We start from the raw sequence: 15,062 nt of genomic DNA, 5'->3' as shown, positions 1-15,062 counted from the left end.
GAATCAGGCGTATTCAATTTTGACGTTTTTCATGGATAGCCACTCACCCAGGTTTTGCCGCAAGACATCGTCCGGGTTCACCCGCCACTGATCTGACAGATACATTTCTGCACTGGCATCGGCATTTTGATAGCGTATCAATACCGGGCAACCATCGGCATTCAAATGTGGTTTCAGCATCTCGTGCAGTTTTTTGGTGTCTGTACTTGATGTCAAAGTCAGGCGCAAGCCTTGCGAAAATTGTACGCGGGCGCGGCCTATGTCCATGACTTTTTCTGCCGAGATGCGCAAGCCGCCAGAGAACCTGTCTTCAGACACTTTGCCCAGTACCGCAAGGAATTCATCTTCCTTGAACAGGGATTTGAATTCTTCCATGAGTTCGCTATACACCGTTACCTCAACCACGGCAGTGCCGTCATCGAGGCTGACGATAAGCAGTTTGCCGCGCTGTGTCATCTGCGTACGCACACCAGTGATAATGCCGCAAATCAGGCGCAAGTCGCGTGAAGGTTCCAGCTTGGCCAGGGTAGTCTTGATGAACTGGCGTACTTCTGGCGCATAAGAATCAAACAAGTGGCCGGACAGGTAAAAGCCCAGCGCCAGTTTTTCTTCTGTCAGGCGTTTCTTGTCTGTCCAGACTGGCACATCCAGATAATCTGGTGGCGCGATCAAATCGTCGTCATCACCAAACAGGCTGACCTGGTTTGCCGCGGCTTCTGCCTGCACCGCTGCTTCCAGTGCAAAATCAACAGTCGCCAGCAAGATGCCACGGTCTTTGCCCAGGCAATCCATGGCACCGGCACGTATCAGCGACTCTACCGTACGGCGGTTGACCTGACGCTTGTCAACACGTTTGCAGAAATCGAATAAATCCTTAAATGGTCCGCCTTCTTTTCTGGCGGTGATAATGCTTTCTATTGCATTTTGGCCTGACCCTTTGACAGCACCCATACCATAGCGTATCTGACTGGATTTTTTACCCGCTTCAGCAACTGGCATGAAACGGTATTCAGACTGATTAATATCTGGCGGCAGCATTTTGAGCTTGCAGATATCAATCGCATCTTCGACCAGGATCTTGACCTTGTCAGTATCATCCATGGCCAGCGACATATTGGCGGCCATGAAGGCAGCGGCATGATGTGCTTTCAGATAAGCAGTGTGATAAGACAGCAAGGCATAAGCGGCAGCATGGGATTTATTAAAACCATAACCCGCAAATTTTTCCATCAAATCGAAAATCTCGTCGGCTTTTTCTTGTGGCAAGCCATCTTTGGCTGCACCATCACGGAAAATCTGGCGATGCTCGGCCATCTCTTCTGCTTTTTTCTTACCCATGGCACGACGCAGCAAATCCGCGCCACCGAGTGAGTAGCCACCGACCACCTGGGCCATCTGCATAACCTGTTCCTGATACACCATGATGCCGTAGGTTTCAGACAAAATGCCTTCGGTACGCGGGTCAGGATAATCGAAGCGTTCACCGTGTTTACGTTTGCAGAAATCCGGGATCAGGTCCATAGGACCCGGACGGTACAAGGCCACCAGCGCGATAATGTCTTCAAAACGGTCGGGACGCGCATCTTTCAGCATGCCTTGCATGCCGCGGCTTTCCAGCTGGAACACGGCCACGGTTTTAGCCTTGGTCAGCAACTCGTAGGATGGCCTGTCATCCAGCGGCAATTTGGCCAGATCAAAATCTGCCATGGCCGGGTCCATCATCTTGATATAGCGCACTGCGCGGTCAAGGATGGTCAATGTGGTCAAACCTAAAAAGTCGAACTTGACCAAGCCTACGGCCTCAACGTCATCCTTATCATATTGCGAGACCACACCTGAGTCTCCGCCCTGGGTATACAGCGGGCAAAAATCTGTCAGTTTGCCTGGTGCAATCAATACACCACCGGCATGCATACCGATATTGCGGGTGATGCCTTCTACCTGTTGCGCCAGGTCAAGCAGGGTTTTGACTTCTTCTTCGTTTTCCTGGCGTTCGGCCAGCAGGGGTTCTTCAACAATCGCTTCGGCTATCGTGACTTGCTTGCCTGGTTTGAACGGAATCAGTTTGGAGACACCATCGCAAAACATATAGCCAAAATCAAGCACACGACCGACGTCACGTATCGCGCCCTTGGCCGCCATGGTACCGAAGGTGGCAATCTGCGACACCGCTTCTTTACCATAACGGTCTTTGACGTACTGAATGACGCGGTCACGCCCCTCTTGGCAAAAGTCAATATCAAAGTCGGGCATGGATACCCGCTCTGGGTTCAGGAAACGTTCAAACAGCAGGTTGTACTGCAAAGGGTCAAGATCGGTAATCAGCAGCGAATATGCGACCAGCGAACCGGCACCAGAACCACGGCCAGGTCCTACCGGCACGCCATTATTTTTTGCCCACTGAATAAAGTCAGCAACGATGAGGAAATAACCGGGGAAACCCATCTTGATGATGGTGTCGGTTTCAAACTTCAGGCGTGCCTCATAACGGGCACGCTCTTTTTCGCGCTTTTCTGCATTCGGGAATAAGTGATTAAGACGGAACTCAAGACCACGCTGTGACTCATGCACCAGGAAGTCATTGATGGTCATACCTTCAGGCGTAGGAAAATCTGGCAGCTTGGGCTTGCCCAGTTCCAGCATCAGGTTACAGCGCTTGGCGATTTCGACAGAATTAAGCAGTGCTGCTGGCAGGTCGGCAAACAGCTCTGCCATCTCGGCCTGGGTCTTGAAGCATTGTTGCTCATTAAACCTGCGCACGCGGCGGCCATTGGCCAGCATATCGCCTTCAGCAATACAGACGCGCGCCTCATGGGCGGTATAGTCATCCTTGCTGATGAATTGCACAGGATGGGTTGCGACGACCGGCAATTTGAACCTGCCTGCCAGGGCCACGGCAGCGCGCACATGGTTGTCCATGTTTGCCTGGCCTGCCCTTTGTATTTCTATATAAAAATGATTAGGGAAAATACTGGCCCAGCGTCTGGCGTTTTGCTCTGCCAGCTCAAGATTGCCATTATCGATAGCGACACCAACATCACCAAAATGTGCGCCAGAAATAGCGATGAGGCCACCGCCCTTGCCTTCTTCAAAAATACTCTGCAACCACTCATAGCGGATTTCTGCCCGACCCTTATGCTGATTCGTCAGCCAGGCCTGTGCCAGCAATTCGCACAACTGCAAATAACCGAGCTTGTTCTTGACCAGCAAGAGCAACCTGGAGGGCTTGTCGCGATCAACATCATTGCTGACCCAGACATCGCAACCGGCGATAGGCTTCATGCCCTTGCCACGTGCAGATTTATAAAATTTCACCATGGCGAACAAATTCGCCAGGTCAGTAATCGCCATTGCTGGCTGCTTGTCTTTTACTGCTGCCTTAATGACATCGTCGATACGCACCAGGCCATCCACGATCGAATATTCGGAATGGATACGCAGGTGGACGAAACTGGGCTCATAAGGCTGGCTGGGCTGGCTGGCGACAACTTCTGGTGCCACGTCTGGGGATGTAATTAATTCTGTAGTCATCCCGCTATTCTACCTGTTGAGCAAGAGGTTCAGAAGCTTTGCCTTAAGAAGTTTTTAAATATACAACTTATATTAATTTAACATCAACTTTATGACGCGCAATCCATCATCCAGTCAATTAAATCTGTTTTAATTTATCTATTACGCAAGACTCTCACTAAGTTTTTTGCTACTGATTTGCATCAGAAAAACAACAAAACGCAAGATATAAACTGACCATCAAGCTGAAGTCTTTGTGTTTAAACTATGTTTGGATATCCCTGCTGTGTTACTCTAAATCAATGCATTTTCTGGTTCTGGGGCACATCTTGTTAGCAGAAAAAAAACGCATCATCCGCATAAGTTACTGCGGCTATCATCGCAGCAAACGCGTATCCAAGCCTCCTTCCAGACGCTCAGGCCGCGCTGCGCTGCTTTTTTTTCTTTTGCATCAAATGGCAACAGCCAGACCTGGCGACGAATCCATCTTCCTGGATGACATACCTGTCATCTTGTCTGCATCACGGCTATCACAACCCATTAATGAAACCCCGGTTGCAGTGACTATCATAGACAGGCAAATGATCAAGGATAGTGGTGCCTGGGATTTGTCAGAAGTCTTTCGCCTGGTGCCAGGCATGTATGTGGCCTATCATGCCGACCCTTATTTTTCGGCTGACAGCACGGTGGCTTATCATGGCATGGCCACGACGACGACATCTGACCGAATGCAAGTGCTAATAGATGGCCGGTCGGTGTATGCCAGCCTGTTTGGTGGCGTCAACTGGAGTGACCTGCCCATCGTCCTGGATGACATAGAACGCATAGAAGTCATACGCGGGCCAGACTCGGCCAGCTATGGGGCCAATTCCTACTCTGGCGTCATCAACATCATCACCCGCCACCCTGCCGAGACCCAGGGCAAGACACTCTCCATGGCATTTGGCAATGGCCGCAAGGAAGCGATTTTCCGCTATGGTGGTAAGACAGGGGCACTCAGCTACAGGCTGACCGCAAGTATCAGGGAAGATCAAGGCGAAGATGACAGCATCAAGAGGCCCACGTCGGTCTTCACTTTTTGGAATCTGAATAAATACGATAACAAGACCATACAAAATCTGAACCTGCGCGCCGACTACCAGCTCAATTCTGCCGACACCATGGAATTCCAGTTCGGCTATAACGGCGGGCCACGTGAAGTGGGTGAATACAATAATGTATCCGCCATCAGCCGGCAGGCTGAAAACCATTTTGAAATGCTGCACTGGCGCCGGGCACTTGAAGGCGGTGGTGAATTGTCAGTACAAGCCTTTCACACGGTAGAAAGAGTCTATGCACGCCTGAAGGATTCAGATGGTATCAGCGATGGGGATGCCATATTGCGACGTTACGATCTGGAAGTACAGCATACTTTTTCACCGTTTCAGAATGCACGCCTGGTCTGGGGTGGCAGTGTCCGCTATGACCAGACTTATGCGCCATATTATCTCGGTGTGGGTGACAACCAATATCTGTATGGTGATTTCCCTTACCATCTAAGACGTTTTTTTGGCAATCTGGAATGGCGCGCCCGCCCCGACCTGATCTTCAATGTGGGCGGTATGATAGAAAACAATACCTACACCGGCACTGACACCACGCCCAGGTTTGCCGTCAACTGGCATGTACAGCCTGGCCATACTTTGCGGCTCAGCCATTCACGTGCCACGCGTTCGCCTTCTGTCTATGAAAAAGTGTATGACAGCTACTGGCGTAGTGCAGATCTTTACCCTGGCTTGCCAGAGATGCAAACCGAAAGAGTCAAATCCACGGAACTGGGTTATATAGGAAAATATGGCAAACTCGATACGGATTTTCGCCTGTTTTATGATGACTACAGCCAGTTGATCGATGTACGCAATAAACGGTCGGCCGCCGGCGGCAACTTGAATGCCGGTACAGCCGTCATGCGTGGTTATGAACTGCAATTGAAGGCGCAACTGTCGGACAAGACCAGGCTGATCTATGGTCTGTCTGGTGGTGGCGTCAAGAGTAACAATGTGAATGGTGTAGTCTATAGCGACTCCTTACCCAAATACAGCCATAGCCTGATGCTCAGCCACAAAGCTAACGATCAGTGGAGTGGCAGTCTGGTCGCTTACCAGGTGGCGCAAACCAAATTCAATGCCACCGATTATAATCCTATCGAAAACCGCGGTTATTACATAGCTGGCAACCGGCGCGTAGACGGCAGGATCAATTACCAATTCAAAGTTGGCGGCAAATCGGCAGAATGTTCCCTGATAGCACAAAACATGGCTGATGCGAGGTATTTTGAATACCGCCACGATAATGAGTTGCCAGGTCGCGCGTTGAGGCTGAATTTCAAATTGAACCTGTAAATCATGTCCCGGTATTCAGTATCGCAACGGCGATATGCAGTAAAGCTGCTAGGCTTGCTCCTGAGCTTGTCAGGTTTGCTGTATGTGCAGGCAGCTGCAGCACTGGACAACATCTATATTTTATTGAGTGAAGAAGGCAGCGCCTATACCGAGTTTGCCAGTCAGTTAAATAATTTGCTGACACAGGCTGGGACAACAAAAAATGCCATCAAGGTATTCAATCTGGCCAATTACAAAAGTGAAGACTTGCCGCGCAATGCCAATAATCATTTACTGATTGCCGTTGGCACTCCCGCCATGACGGCAATGGCACAAAAGCCGCCAGCCATGGCTGTCCTGAACGTACTGGTATCACGGGATAGTTTTCAAAAAATTGCCCGCCAATACAACCGTCATCAAGATCCACATCATTTTTCTGCCATTTATTTTGATCAGCCCTGGCAAAGGCAATTGAACCTGGTACGTACGGTGTTGCCCGGGCGCAGCCGTATCGGCGTCTTATTGAGCAAGGATGCCAGTGACATGATTACAGGCTTGCAGGCTGCCAGCAAAGATCTGGACTTGCAAATCAATGTGGAAACTGTCAATGATGATTCCGAATTATTGCCAGCCCTGCGCCGCTTGCTGAACAATAGCGACAGCTTGCTGGCCCTGCCCGATGCCGCCATTTACAACCGCAATAATATTCCCAGCATCTTGCTGACCAGTTATCGGCAAAAAGTCCCCTTGTTCGGCTTTTCAGCAGCCTATGTCAAAGCGGGGGCATTAGCGGCAGTCTATAGTTCACCCAGCCAGATCGCGCAGCAAGTCGCGGATATCATCCCCAACCAGCCCAGTCACGCCTATCTGCCCTCGCCACAATATCCACGCCACTTCAGCGTCAATATCAATAGCCAGGTCAGCCGCTCGCTCAGCATAGATGTCGAGGATGAGGCCACGCTGACCCGGAAGTTAAGATCAACACTGGAGCGTGTCCAATGAAAAACTGGCCACTGGCTCATCGCATCCTGTTCCTGGCGTTGGCGCCGGTATGGGTTATCTCGGCCTTGCTGGTCTTGCTGGTGGTGATCGTTGGTATTACTGAAATTGATGGTGCCATCAAGGCACGCGGCACCGTTATTACCAGGCAACTGGCACCAGCCAGTGAATATGGTGCATTCTCGGGTAATCGTGAAGTGCTGCAAGCACTGACACAGTCGGTCATGAAAGAAGATGATGCCAAGGCCGTCGTCATTACTGATGCCGACAACAAAGTGCTCGCCGTCAGTGGCAAACCCAGCAAACTGGGACCCGAGCATGCACTGGCAGCCGACAATAACAAGGTGTTGCGCGGCGACTATGAATCCCTGATTTTTTCCGCACCGATTTACCAGGGCAAATCCGAGGCAGATGCCTTTGACTTGTTTGACCGCAGCCCCATAGACAAGGCTGGCAAGGCCAAACTACTGGGACGTGTTTACCTGGAGCTGAGCACCCATACCAGCCGTCAATCCAAGAATGTCTTTGTCGCTCTCAGCATACTCATAGGCCTGGTCGGCACAGTATGCGCATCCATACTCGCCATGCGCATGAGCCGTGACCTGACACGCCCACTCTCACGCTTGCTTGATGGCGTACACCGTATGGAAAAAGGGGCGCTGGATACCCGCATCACTGCCAATTCCGGTGGCGAATTGCAAGAACTGGAAGCGGGCTTCAACCAGATGGCAGAAAAGCTGGAAAGCAGTCATAAATCCATGATGGAAGTGAATGCCAATCTGGAAAACCTGGTCATCGCCCGCACCCGCGAACTGGAATTGCGCAATCATGATCTGGAATTGCTGTCCAGTACAGACAGGCTCACCGGCTTGTTTAACCGCTTGAAGCTGGAAAAAATACTGGAAGAAGAGCATCAGCGCAGCCAACGTTATGGCACGGCATTTTCCCTGGCTATTGTCGATATTGACTTGTTCAAACAAGTCAATGATACCCACGGCCATCAAACTGGTGATCAGGTCTTGATCACTATCGCCCGCATATTGCAAGACCACGTGCGCAGCATGGATGCAGTGGGGCGCTGGGGTGGAGAAGAGTTTTTGGTGATTTTCCGTGAAACCACCATCCATGCAGCTATTGCCACCTCAGAAAAACTGCGTTGCGCCATCGCCAACCATGAATTTGAAATCGTTGGCAAGAAAACCGCCAGTTTTGGCGTAACTGCCTACTACCATCCCGACAATGTCAATGAAATGATGAAACGGGCAGACAATGCCCTGTATCACGCGAAAAAATGTGGCCGCAACCGCGTCGAGTCCAGTGAAATGTGAGTAAAGAATCTTGCCAGATCACCCATTCCCCCTGCATTTTCCTCGATAAACCACCTCCAGACCCCTGGTCAAACCGACATTCCAGCGTCAGTATGAGCAAACTTCACGCCATCCATGCTGCGCTACGGTAAAATACTTGTCATCTCCATCTTATCGACCTTGGCAAAAGGTTAACATAGCGATCATTACCCATGAGCAAAGATATCAAAAATAACGATAATGCAACACCTGCACCAGTTTCCAACTTCCTGCGCGCCATCATCGACAATGACCAGGCTGCGGGTAAATACGCCCGTGACGGTTTGCCCACAGTCATCACCCGCTTCCCGCCAGAACCAAATGGTTACCTGCATATAGGCCATGCCAAATCCATCTGCCTGAACTTTGGCCTGGCACGTGATTATGCTGGCCGTTGCCACCTGCGCTTTGATGACACCAATCCTGAAAAAGAAGACCAGGAATATGTCGATACCATCATGGACAGCGTCAAATGGCTGGGCTTTGACTGGAACAACAAGGGCGAAGAACACCTGCACTATGCCAGTAACTATTTTGAGCGTCTGTATGAAATCGCCGAATATCTGATCGGTGCAGGCCATGCCTATGTCGATAGCCAAAGTGCTGCCGACATGGCCGCCAACCGTGGTGATTTTTCCAGGCCAGGTGTGAACTCGCCTTTCCGCGACCGAGCACCTGCAGAGTCACTGGACTTGCTGCGCCGTATGAAAGCAGGTGAATTCAAGGATGGCGAACACATCCTGCGCACCAGGATAGACATGGCCTCGCCCAATATGAATTTGCGCGACCCGGCCATCTACCGCATACGCCATGCCCACCATCACCGTACTGGTGACAACTGGTGTATTTACCCTATGTATGACTACACGCATCCATTGTCTGATGCGATAGAAAACATCACTCATTCGATTTGCACACTGGAATTCCAGGATCATCGTCCTTTCTATGACTGGATCATAGAACGCGCTGCCGAAGGTGGTTTCTTCAAAAAACCAGTACCGCAACAATATGAATTCGCCCGTCTGAACCTGACCTATGTCGTCACCAGCAAACGCAAGCTGCGCCAACTGGTAGAACAAAACATCGTCACCGGCTGGGACGACCCGCGCATGCCTACCATCGTCGGCATACGCCGCCGTGGCTATACGCCAGAAGCCTTGCAATTGTTCTGCGAACGCATCGGTGTCACCCGCTCAGATGGCTGGATAGACTACAGCACGCTGGAAGGCTGCCTGCGCGAAGACCTGGACCCCAAAGCACCACGTGCCACCGCCGTATTGCGCCCGTTGAAGCTGATCATCGACAACTTCCCGGAAGGCGAAAACATCGCCTGCACCGCACCTATCCACCCGCACCACCCTGAGTTGGGCAACCGCGAATTCACGATAGGTAAAGAACTGTGGATAGAACAGGAAGACTTCATGGAAGAGCCCGTCAAAGGCTACTTCCGCCTCTTCCCAGGCAACAAGGTGCGTCTGCGTTATGGCTATGTGGTTGAATGCACAGGCTGCGACAAAGATGAAAACGGCAATGTCATCGCCGTCCATTGCAACTACTTTGCCGACAGCAAATCCGGCACAGAAGGCAGCGCAAACTACAAAGTCAAAGGCAATCTGCACTGGGTCAACGCCGCCGACGCACTGGAAGCTGAAGTCCGCCTGTACGACCGTTTATTCAATGATGCCAACCCGGATGCTGGCGGCAAAGACTTCATGGCCTTGCTGAACCCGAATGCGCTGGAAGTGGTACACGCCTACGTAGAACCTGGCCTCGCAACGATCACGCCAGATACGCGTCTGCAGTTTGAGCGCCACGGTTACTTCGTCGCTGATCGTGTGGATTCTGTCGTTGGCAAACCGGTGTTTAACCGGGTGACGACTTTGAAGGATAGTTGGGCGAAATAATCGTCCGAAGTAATCGTCTTATGAGAGCTTTGTCAGAAAATTCAGTTTTACGTAAAAGCTCAGGTTCATCAAATGGCATTAGCTGCGTCATTTCGCCCTAGGCGAGATAACGCAGCTTTTAAAATCGCCACCATTGTTTTTGTTCGCCAAAATTCCTCGAAGCGAAAAACTCATATTTTGCTATTCACCAATCTCAAATCCGCCCTGCACCAGATATTTCTGGGCCATGACCACACTGGCAGTTCTTTCAGGATAAGCGTTCAGGCTTGTCGCCCTGAATACGGGCAAATTGTCGCGTAGCTGTAAAAACCTGACTATACGCCACCATACATCACCAGATTTTGCGATAATCAGCCAAATACCATATCTATTATCAAGATAAAAATGTTTGGAAAAATTCTAAGCCTGTTTCGCTCCAGGGAAGTACCTGCTTCTGCAAACACCATCGCGCAAAAGGATGCCTCCGCAACAGAGCCAGCCCTCAGGGCTGCTGCCTTAAAAGAGCAGGCAGACAATTTCTTGAGGTCGGATGCAGCTGTCCAGGCAGAACAATGCTACAGGGAAGCTATCGCTCTATACCCTGAATTTGCCGATGCCTATATCAACCTCAGCATAGCCTTGCGTGTGCAAAAAAAGTTTGCCGATGCTGCAAGCCCCCTGGACAAGGCCCTCGCCATCAATCCTGATGATGTCTACATTTATTACAATAAAGGAGTACTGGCGAAGGAGCAGGCAGATTATCCGGCAGCGATTGCTGAATTCCGCAAAGCGATAGAGCTTGATGGCAAGATACTCGATGCCTATTTTGACCTGGCTGACATCTATCTCAACACAGGTGACAAACTCAAAGCACATGCTCTGATGCACACGGCAGTTGAGCAATTCCCGCAAGAAGCAAGTGTGCTGATGTTAACCGCCACTCTGGACAGCGACAAGCAAAACTATGACAGCGCTCTGGCTTTGTATAACAAGGTACTGGTAATACAGCCAAATAACCTGGATGCGATCTGGCATATCTCATGGATTATGCATGAACAAGGGAGGCTTGTCGAAGCTGAAGTCAGCTACAGAAAACTGCTAGCCTTAGCCCCGGATCTCTATGAACCTAACTACAACCTTGGCGTCATGCTTGATACTCAATCAAAGAAAGACGAAGCGATTGCCGTGTATATTCATACGTTGTCCATCAAACCGGAGAATGGAACAATTCACTTTAATTTAGGCCAAGCCTATATTGACACTGGCAAACTGGAAGAAGCGGAGGCAAGCTTGCGCATTGCCATCACCCTGCCTTCAGACACTCAAAAAATGGCCTATCTTAGTTTAGGCAATCTTTTACGAGATACTGGCAGACAAAACGAAACTATTGAATACTATAGGGCGGCTACAAAATTAGATCCTTACTATTTCGACGCTTATAGCAGCATGCTGTTTAATCTAAGCTTTGGTGATCTAGAAACACCTGAGCAATACCAAGCCGAAGTCAACAGATATCACTCCAAACTACTCCCCTCCCCCCCCCCCTATATCGCTTGGACATGTCGCCCTTCATCACAAGAACATAGGCGTTTGCGAATAGGATTGGTCTCTGGTGATTTTGGTTTGCACCCTGTTGGTTTTTTTCTAGAAAATGTAATCAAGCATCTTAATCTACAGCAAATAGAGTTATACGCCTATTCCAACAAAACACGCGATGACGAACTGACATCACGCATCAAACCACTTTTTAGCAAATGGACATCTATTGAAAATATCGACGATCAAGGCTGTGCACACACTATACATGATGATGGTGTCGATATACTTATCGATCTCGCAGGTCACACAGCGCACAATCGCCTGCCTGTTTTTGCTTTTAAGCCCGCGCCAATACAAGTTAGCTGGCTTGGCTATTTTGGAACCACTGGCGTCCCCGGCATGGACTATGTACTAACGGACAAAATTTCCGTACCAGAGACACATGAAGAATATTTCACTGAAGAAATATGGTACTTACCATCAACTAGGTTATGCCTTACCCCACCGACTGATCCTGAGTGCCCCACTTCTCCTTCCCCTGCAATAAGTAACGGCTACATAACGTTTGGCTGCTTTCAAAATGTCAGGAAATTGAATGATTTCACTTTGCAAGTATGGGCAAAAATATTCAACAATTTGCCGGATGCCAAATTACGTTTTCAATGCTGGCAGATGGGAAGCGAATTAGAGTGCAAGAATATGCTGGAAAGGTTTACACAATATGGCATAAGTGCAGATCGTGTCAGCATCCTTGGGCCGGGTTCCAGAGAAGCTTATCTGGCAGCTCATGCAGAAGTTGACATCATTCTGGATACTTATCCCTATGCTGGTGGCACGACCACTTGCGAAGCCTTATGGATGGGCGTACCCACTATCACACTGGCCGGTCACACCATGTCGTCCCGCCAGGGTGCCAGCCTGCTCAGTTATGCTGGCCTGGATGACTGGATTGCCAGCAATGAAGATGAATACGTAGCACTCGCCGCCAAGCATGCCGGAGATGTTCCATACCTGTTGCAACTGCGCTCAGAACTAAGAGAAAAGCTTTTGCGCAGCTCACTGTTTGACGGAAAAAGATTTGCCAGGAACCTGGAAATCGAATTGCAAAAAATGTGGTCAGTATTTATTGCTGACCATACACAGCAGTAATCAGTTTTTGCCTTTGCCACTTCCTCGTTTGTCGACTTAAATTCGCCTATTTTCTGGAAAGACTGCATGCTGACAAACAAGAACGAGCAAGACCCCTGTCTTGATTGTGGCGCTTGCTGCGCCAGTTACAGAGTATCGTTTTATTGGGCTGAGGCAGATAGCCTGGGCATACCAGATGCCATGATAGAAAAACTGACACCATTGCATGCTTGCCTGAAAGGCACTAACCAGGCACTTCCACATTGTCAGGCATTGAGTGGTGAAGTTGGCAAAGCGGTCAAATGCAATATGTATGTCAACAGGCCCTCTCCTTGCCGTGAATTACAAATAGGCGACGACAAATGCCTGCGAGCCAGGGCCAGGTATGGATTACCTGAATTACCTGACTTGCCGGATGAAGCGCCAGTTCTCACATGCGAAGACACCTAGCTCACTTAGGTGTAGGATGCAGCCTGAGGAAATAAACAGGGAATAACTTTGAGCAACGATACTAATTTCACTAGCGAAGACAATAACCAGCACAATGAGGACACCACCGTCCGTGAGCCTCGTTTGTGGCGCGACAAAGGCTGGACAGCACAAGTCATCAAGAATGAAGATGACGAAGGCTGGGCCGTTGCCATGATCAAGGATGGTGAACCTGAGCCTGCCCTGGTTGGCCCATGGACCATGGGGCGCGATAAAAAAAATCCCAAGCCACTCGATGCCAATGCCTTTGGTACTCTGGTCAAAACAGCTTCGGAAGTAATACGCCGCCACGAACAGCAATTGCATGCAACGCTACATAAGAGCCTGATGGTGGCCACCGATGAAGCTGATTACAAAATCCTGCTCGACATAGTCCCGGATGAAGATGATCCCTATGCATGGCTGAGCGCGCAAGATGCTGGCAATAACGAGCTGGCCAAAGTCAGGGTTACCCCAAATTACAAATTAAACCAGCAAAATGCCAGGGCCTGGATAGCTGACGAGTTTCGTCGTCCGGAGTAAGACAAGATGGCATCTCAAGCAAGTTTCGTAGCATTCATACTTGACCAGTTAAGTGCCAGTGAAGGGCTCATCGCCAAGAAAATGTTTGGCGAATATGCGCTCTATCTGAACGAGAAAATGTTTGCCTTAATTTGCGATGACCAATTGTTTATCAAGCCTACTGCTGCCAGCCGCGCTTTTCTTGAACAAATAGGCCCGCTCAGTGAAGCGCCGCCTTATCCCCAAGCCAAAGCCTGGTTTTTAATTGAATCAGACTTGTTGGAAGACCGCGAGCAATTGGCAGCACTGGCGCAATGCACCGCAGCTTCTTTGCCTGTACCCGTGAAAAAGATAAAAAAAGCGAAAGCCTGAGCTTGAAATATTGTTGAGATCTGAGGATACTTGCGTCTTTAGCATTTTTTACCAAAGTTAACATCTCTATGAAAAAGCGCTTTCTTGCCTTGCTCTTGTCTGGCCTCTGCACATTGTCGCTGGCGGCTGAAACAACTTCGACACCATTGACCATCGGTTCCAGCCTGAGCTTGCATTCTCAAGCCCTGGGTGAAGAGCGCACTATCAATATCATTTTGCCCGAAGGCTATACAACAGAGACCGCCAGTAAATATCCCGTCATTTACTTGCTCGATGGTGCGGTCGATGAGGATTTGATACACATGGCAGGTGCGGTGCAATTTTCCAGTTTTTCCTGGGTCAATCGCCTGCCGGCATCCATCCTGGTTGGTATTGCGAATACCGACAGGCGTCGTGATATGACTTTCAAGGCGGCAGATAATTTTAGTCTGCCTGCTTCCATGAAAGCATATAGTGCAGCCTTCAAGAATGCTGGTGGGTCAGCAAAGTTCATGGAATTCCTGGAAAAGGAATTGCAGCCTTACATAGAAAAAAATTACAGGAGCAATGGCGACAAAACCCTGATCGGTCAATCACTGGCCGGCCTGCTGGCAACCGAAATTTTGCTGAAAAAACCGGCGCTATTCAATAACTACATCATCATGAGTCCCAGCCTGTGGTGGGACAATGAATCATTACTGAAACAGGCGCCAGCACTCTTGAAAAATCTCCCGTCCCAGCCCATGAAAGTGTATCTGGCCGTTGGCAAAGAGGGGCCGCAAATGGAGGGTGATGCGCGTGCTCTGTCACGAGCCATCACTCAGAGCAAAGCTAAAAACCTGAGCTACCATTTTGAATTTCTTCCCAGAGAAGACCATGGCAGCATCTTGCATGGTGCTGCCATGCATGCCTTCCAGCTCTTTTATGCAGAAAAGAAATGATCAAGTCATACAAGT

General features: G+C 49.7%; 10 protein-coding genes. 9 read left to right on the top strand and 1 reads right to left on the bottom strand.

What is annotated here, in order from left to right:
* Positions 1-3 precede the first annotated feature (3 nt).
* The gene (gene dnaE / locus ACO0LC_RS02685; protein ID WP_423000369.1) at positions 4-3,531 is read right to left on the bottom strand and encodes a DNA polymerase III subunit alpha; all 3,528 of its coding nucleotides are present in this window, start codon (positions 3,529-3,531) and stop codon (positions 4-6) included.
* 434 nt (positions 3,532-3,965) lie between these two features.
* Here dnaE and ACO0LC_RS02680 point away from each other — a divergent pair, with 434 nt between their 5' ends.
* The 9 genes from ACO0LC_RS02680 to ACO0LC_RS02640 all read left to right on the top strand — a co-directional run bounded on the left by ACO0LC_RS02680 (position 3,966) and on the right by ACO0LC_RS02640 (position 15,047).
* Positions 3,966-5,891 carry a TonB-dependent receptor plug domain-containing protein gene (locus ACO0LC_RS02680; protein ID WP_423000367.1) on the top strand — a complete coding sequence of 642 codons (1,926 nt, stop codon included), beginning with the start codon at positions 3,966-3,968 and terminating at the stop codon, positions 5,889-5,891.
* 3 nt (positions 5,892-5,894) lie between these two features.
* Positions 5,895-6,872, top strand: a complete 978-nt coding sequence (locus ACO0LC_RS02675) for an ABC transporter substrate-binding protein (protein ID WP_423000365.1) — start codon at positions 5,895-5,897, stop codon at positions 6,870-6,872.
* Positions 6,869-8,197: a diguanylate cyclase gene (locus ACO0LC_RS02670; RefSeq protein WP_423000363.1), complete on the top strand. Its 1,329-nt coding sequence runs from the start codon at positions 6,869-6,871 to the stop codon at positions 8,195-8,197. The genes ACO0LC_RS02675 and ACO0LC_RS02670 overlap by 4 nt, the downstream gene beginning before the upstream one ends.
* 191 nt (positions 8,198-8,388) lie before the next feature.
* Positions 8,389-10,119 (top strand): glutamine--tRNA ligase/YqeY domain fusion protein, encoded by a 1,731-nt coding sequence (locus ACO0LC_RS02665; RefSeq protein ID WP_423000361.1) that lies wholly within the window; start codon positions 8,389-8,391, stop codon positions 10,117-10,119.
* 384 nt (positions 10,120-10,503) lie between these two features.
* Positions 10,504-12,786, top strand: coding sequence for a tetratricopeptide repeat protein (locus ACO0LC_RS02660; protein WP_423000359.1), 2,283 nt, complete (start codon positions 10,504-10,506; stop codon positions 12,784-12,786).
* A 66-nt stretch (positions 12,787-12,852) separates the two neighbouring features.
* The gene (locus tag ACO0LC_RS02655; protein WP_423000357.1) at positions 12,853-13,215 is read left to right on the top strand and encodes a YkgJ family cysteine cluster protein; all 363 of its coding nucleotides are present in this window, start codon (positions 12,853-12,855) and stop codon (positions 13,213-13,215) included.
* 48 nt (positions 13,216-13,263) lie between these two features.
* The gene (locus ACO0LC_RS02650; RefSeq protein ID WP_423000355.1) at positions 13,264-13,776 is read left to right on the top strand and encodes a hypothetical protein; all 513 of its coding nucleotides are present in this window, start codon (positions 13,264-13,266) and stop codon (positions 13,774-13,776) included.
* 6 nt (positions 13,777-13,782) lie between these two features.
* Positions 13,783-14,127 carry a TfoX/Sxy family protein gene (locus tag ACO0LC_RS02645; protein ID WP_423000353.1) on the top strand — a complete coding sequence of 115 codons (345 nt, stop codon included), beginning with the start codon at positions 13,783-13,785 and terminating at the stop codon, positions 14,125-14,127.
* A gap of 68 nt (positions 14,128-14,195) precedes the next feature.
* On the top strand, positions 14,196-15,047 hold the full coding sequence (locus ACO0LC_RS02640; protein WP_423000351.1) for an alpha/beta hydrolase: 852 nt from the start codon (positions 14,196-14,198) through the stop codon (positions 15,045-15,047).
* The last annotated feature ends 15 nt before the right edge of the window (positions 15,048-15,062 follow it).

Source organism: Undibacterium sp. JH2W (assembly GCF_049340425.1).
In the GTDB taxonomy this organism is placed as follows: Bacteria; Pseudomonadota; Gammaproteobacteria; order Burkholderiales; family Burkholderiaceae_D; genus Undibacterium.
This window is presented reverse-complemented; position numbering and strand designations above follow the sequence as displayed.

Coding starts and splice junctions, on each gene's coding strand:
- dnaE (WP_423000369.1), bottom strand. CDS start 3,531: ATGACTACAGAATTAATTACATCCCCAGACGTGGCACCAGAAGTTGTC.
- ACO0LC_RS02680 (WP_423000367.1), top strand. CDS start 3,966: ATGGCAACAGCCAGACCTGGCGACGAATCCATCTTCCTGGATGACATA.
- ACO0LC_RS02675 (WP_423000365.1), top strand. CDS start 5,895: ATGTCCCGGTATTCAGTATCGCAACGGCGATATGCAGTAAAGCTGCTA.
- ACO0LC_RS02670 (WP_423000363.1), top strand. CDS start 6,869: ATGAAAAACTGGCCACTGGCTCATCGCATCCTGTTCCTGGCGTTGGCG.
- ACO0LC_RS02665 (WP_423000361.1), top strand. CDS start 8,389: ATGAGCAAAGATATCAAAAATAACGATAATGCAACACCTGCACCAGTT.
- ACO0LC_RS02660 (WP_423000359.1), top strand. CDS start 10,504: ATGTTTGGAAAAATTCTAAGCCTGTTTCGCTCCAGGGAAGTACCTGCT.
- ACO0LC_RS02655 (WP_423000357.1), top strand. CDS start 12,853: ATGCTGACAAACAAGAACGAGCAAGACCCCTGTCTTGATTGTGGCGCT.
- ACO0LC_RS02645 (WP_423000353.1), top strand. CDS start 13,783: ATGGCATCTCAAGCAAGTTTCGTAGCATTCATACTTGACCAGTTAAGT.
- ACO0LC_RS02640 (WP_423000351.1), top strand. CDS start 14,196: ATGAAAAAGCGCTTTCTTGCCTTGCTCTTGTCTGGCCTCTGCACATTG.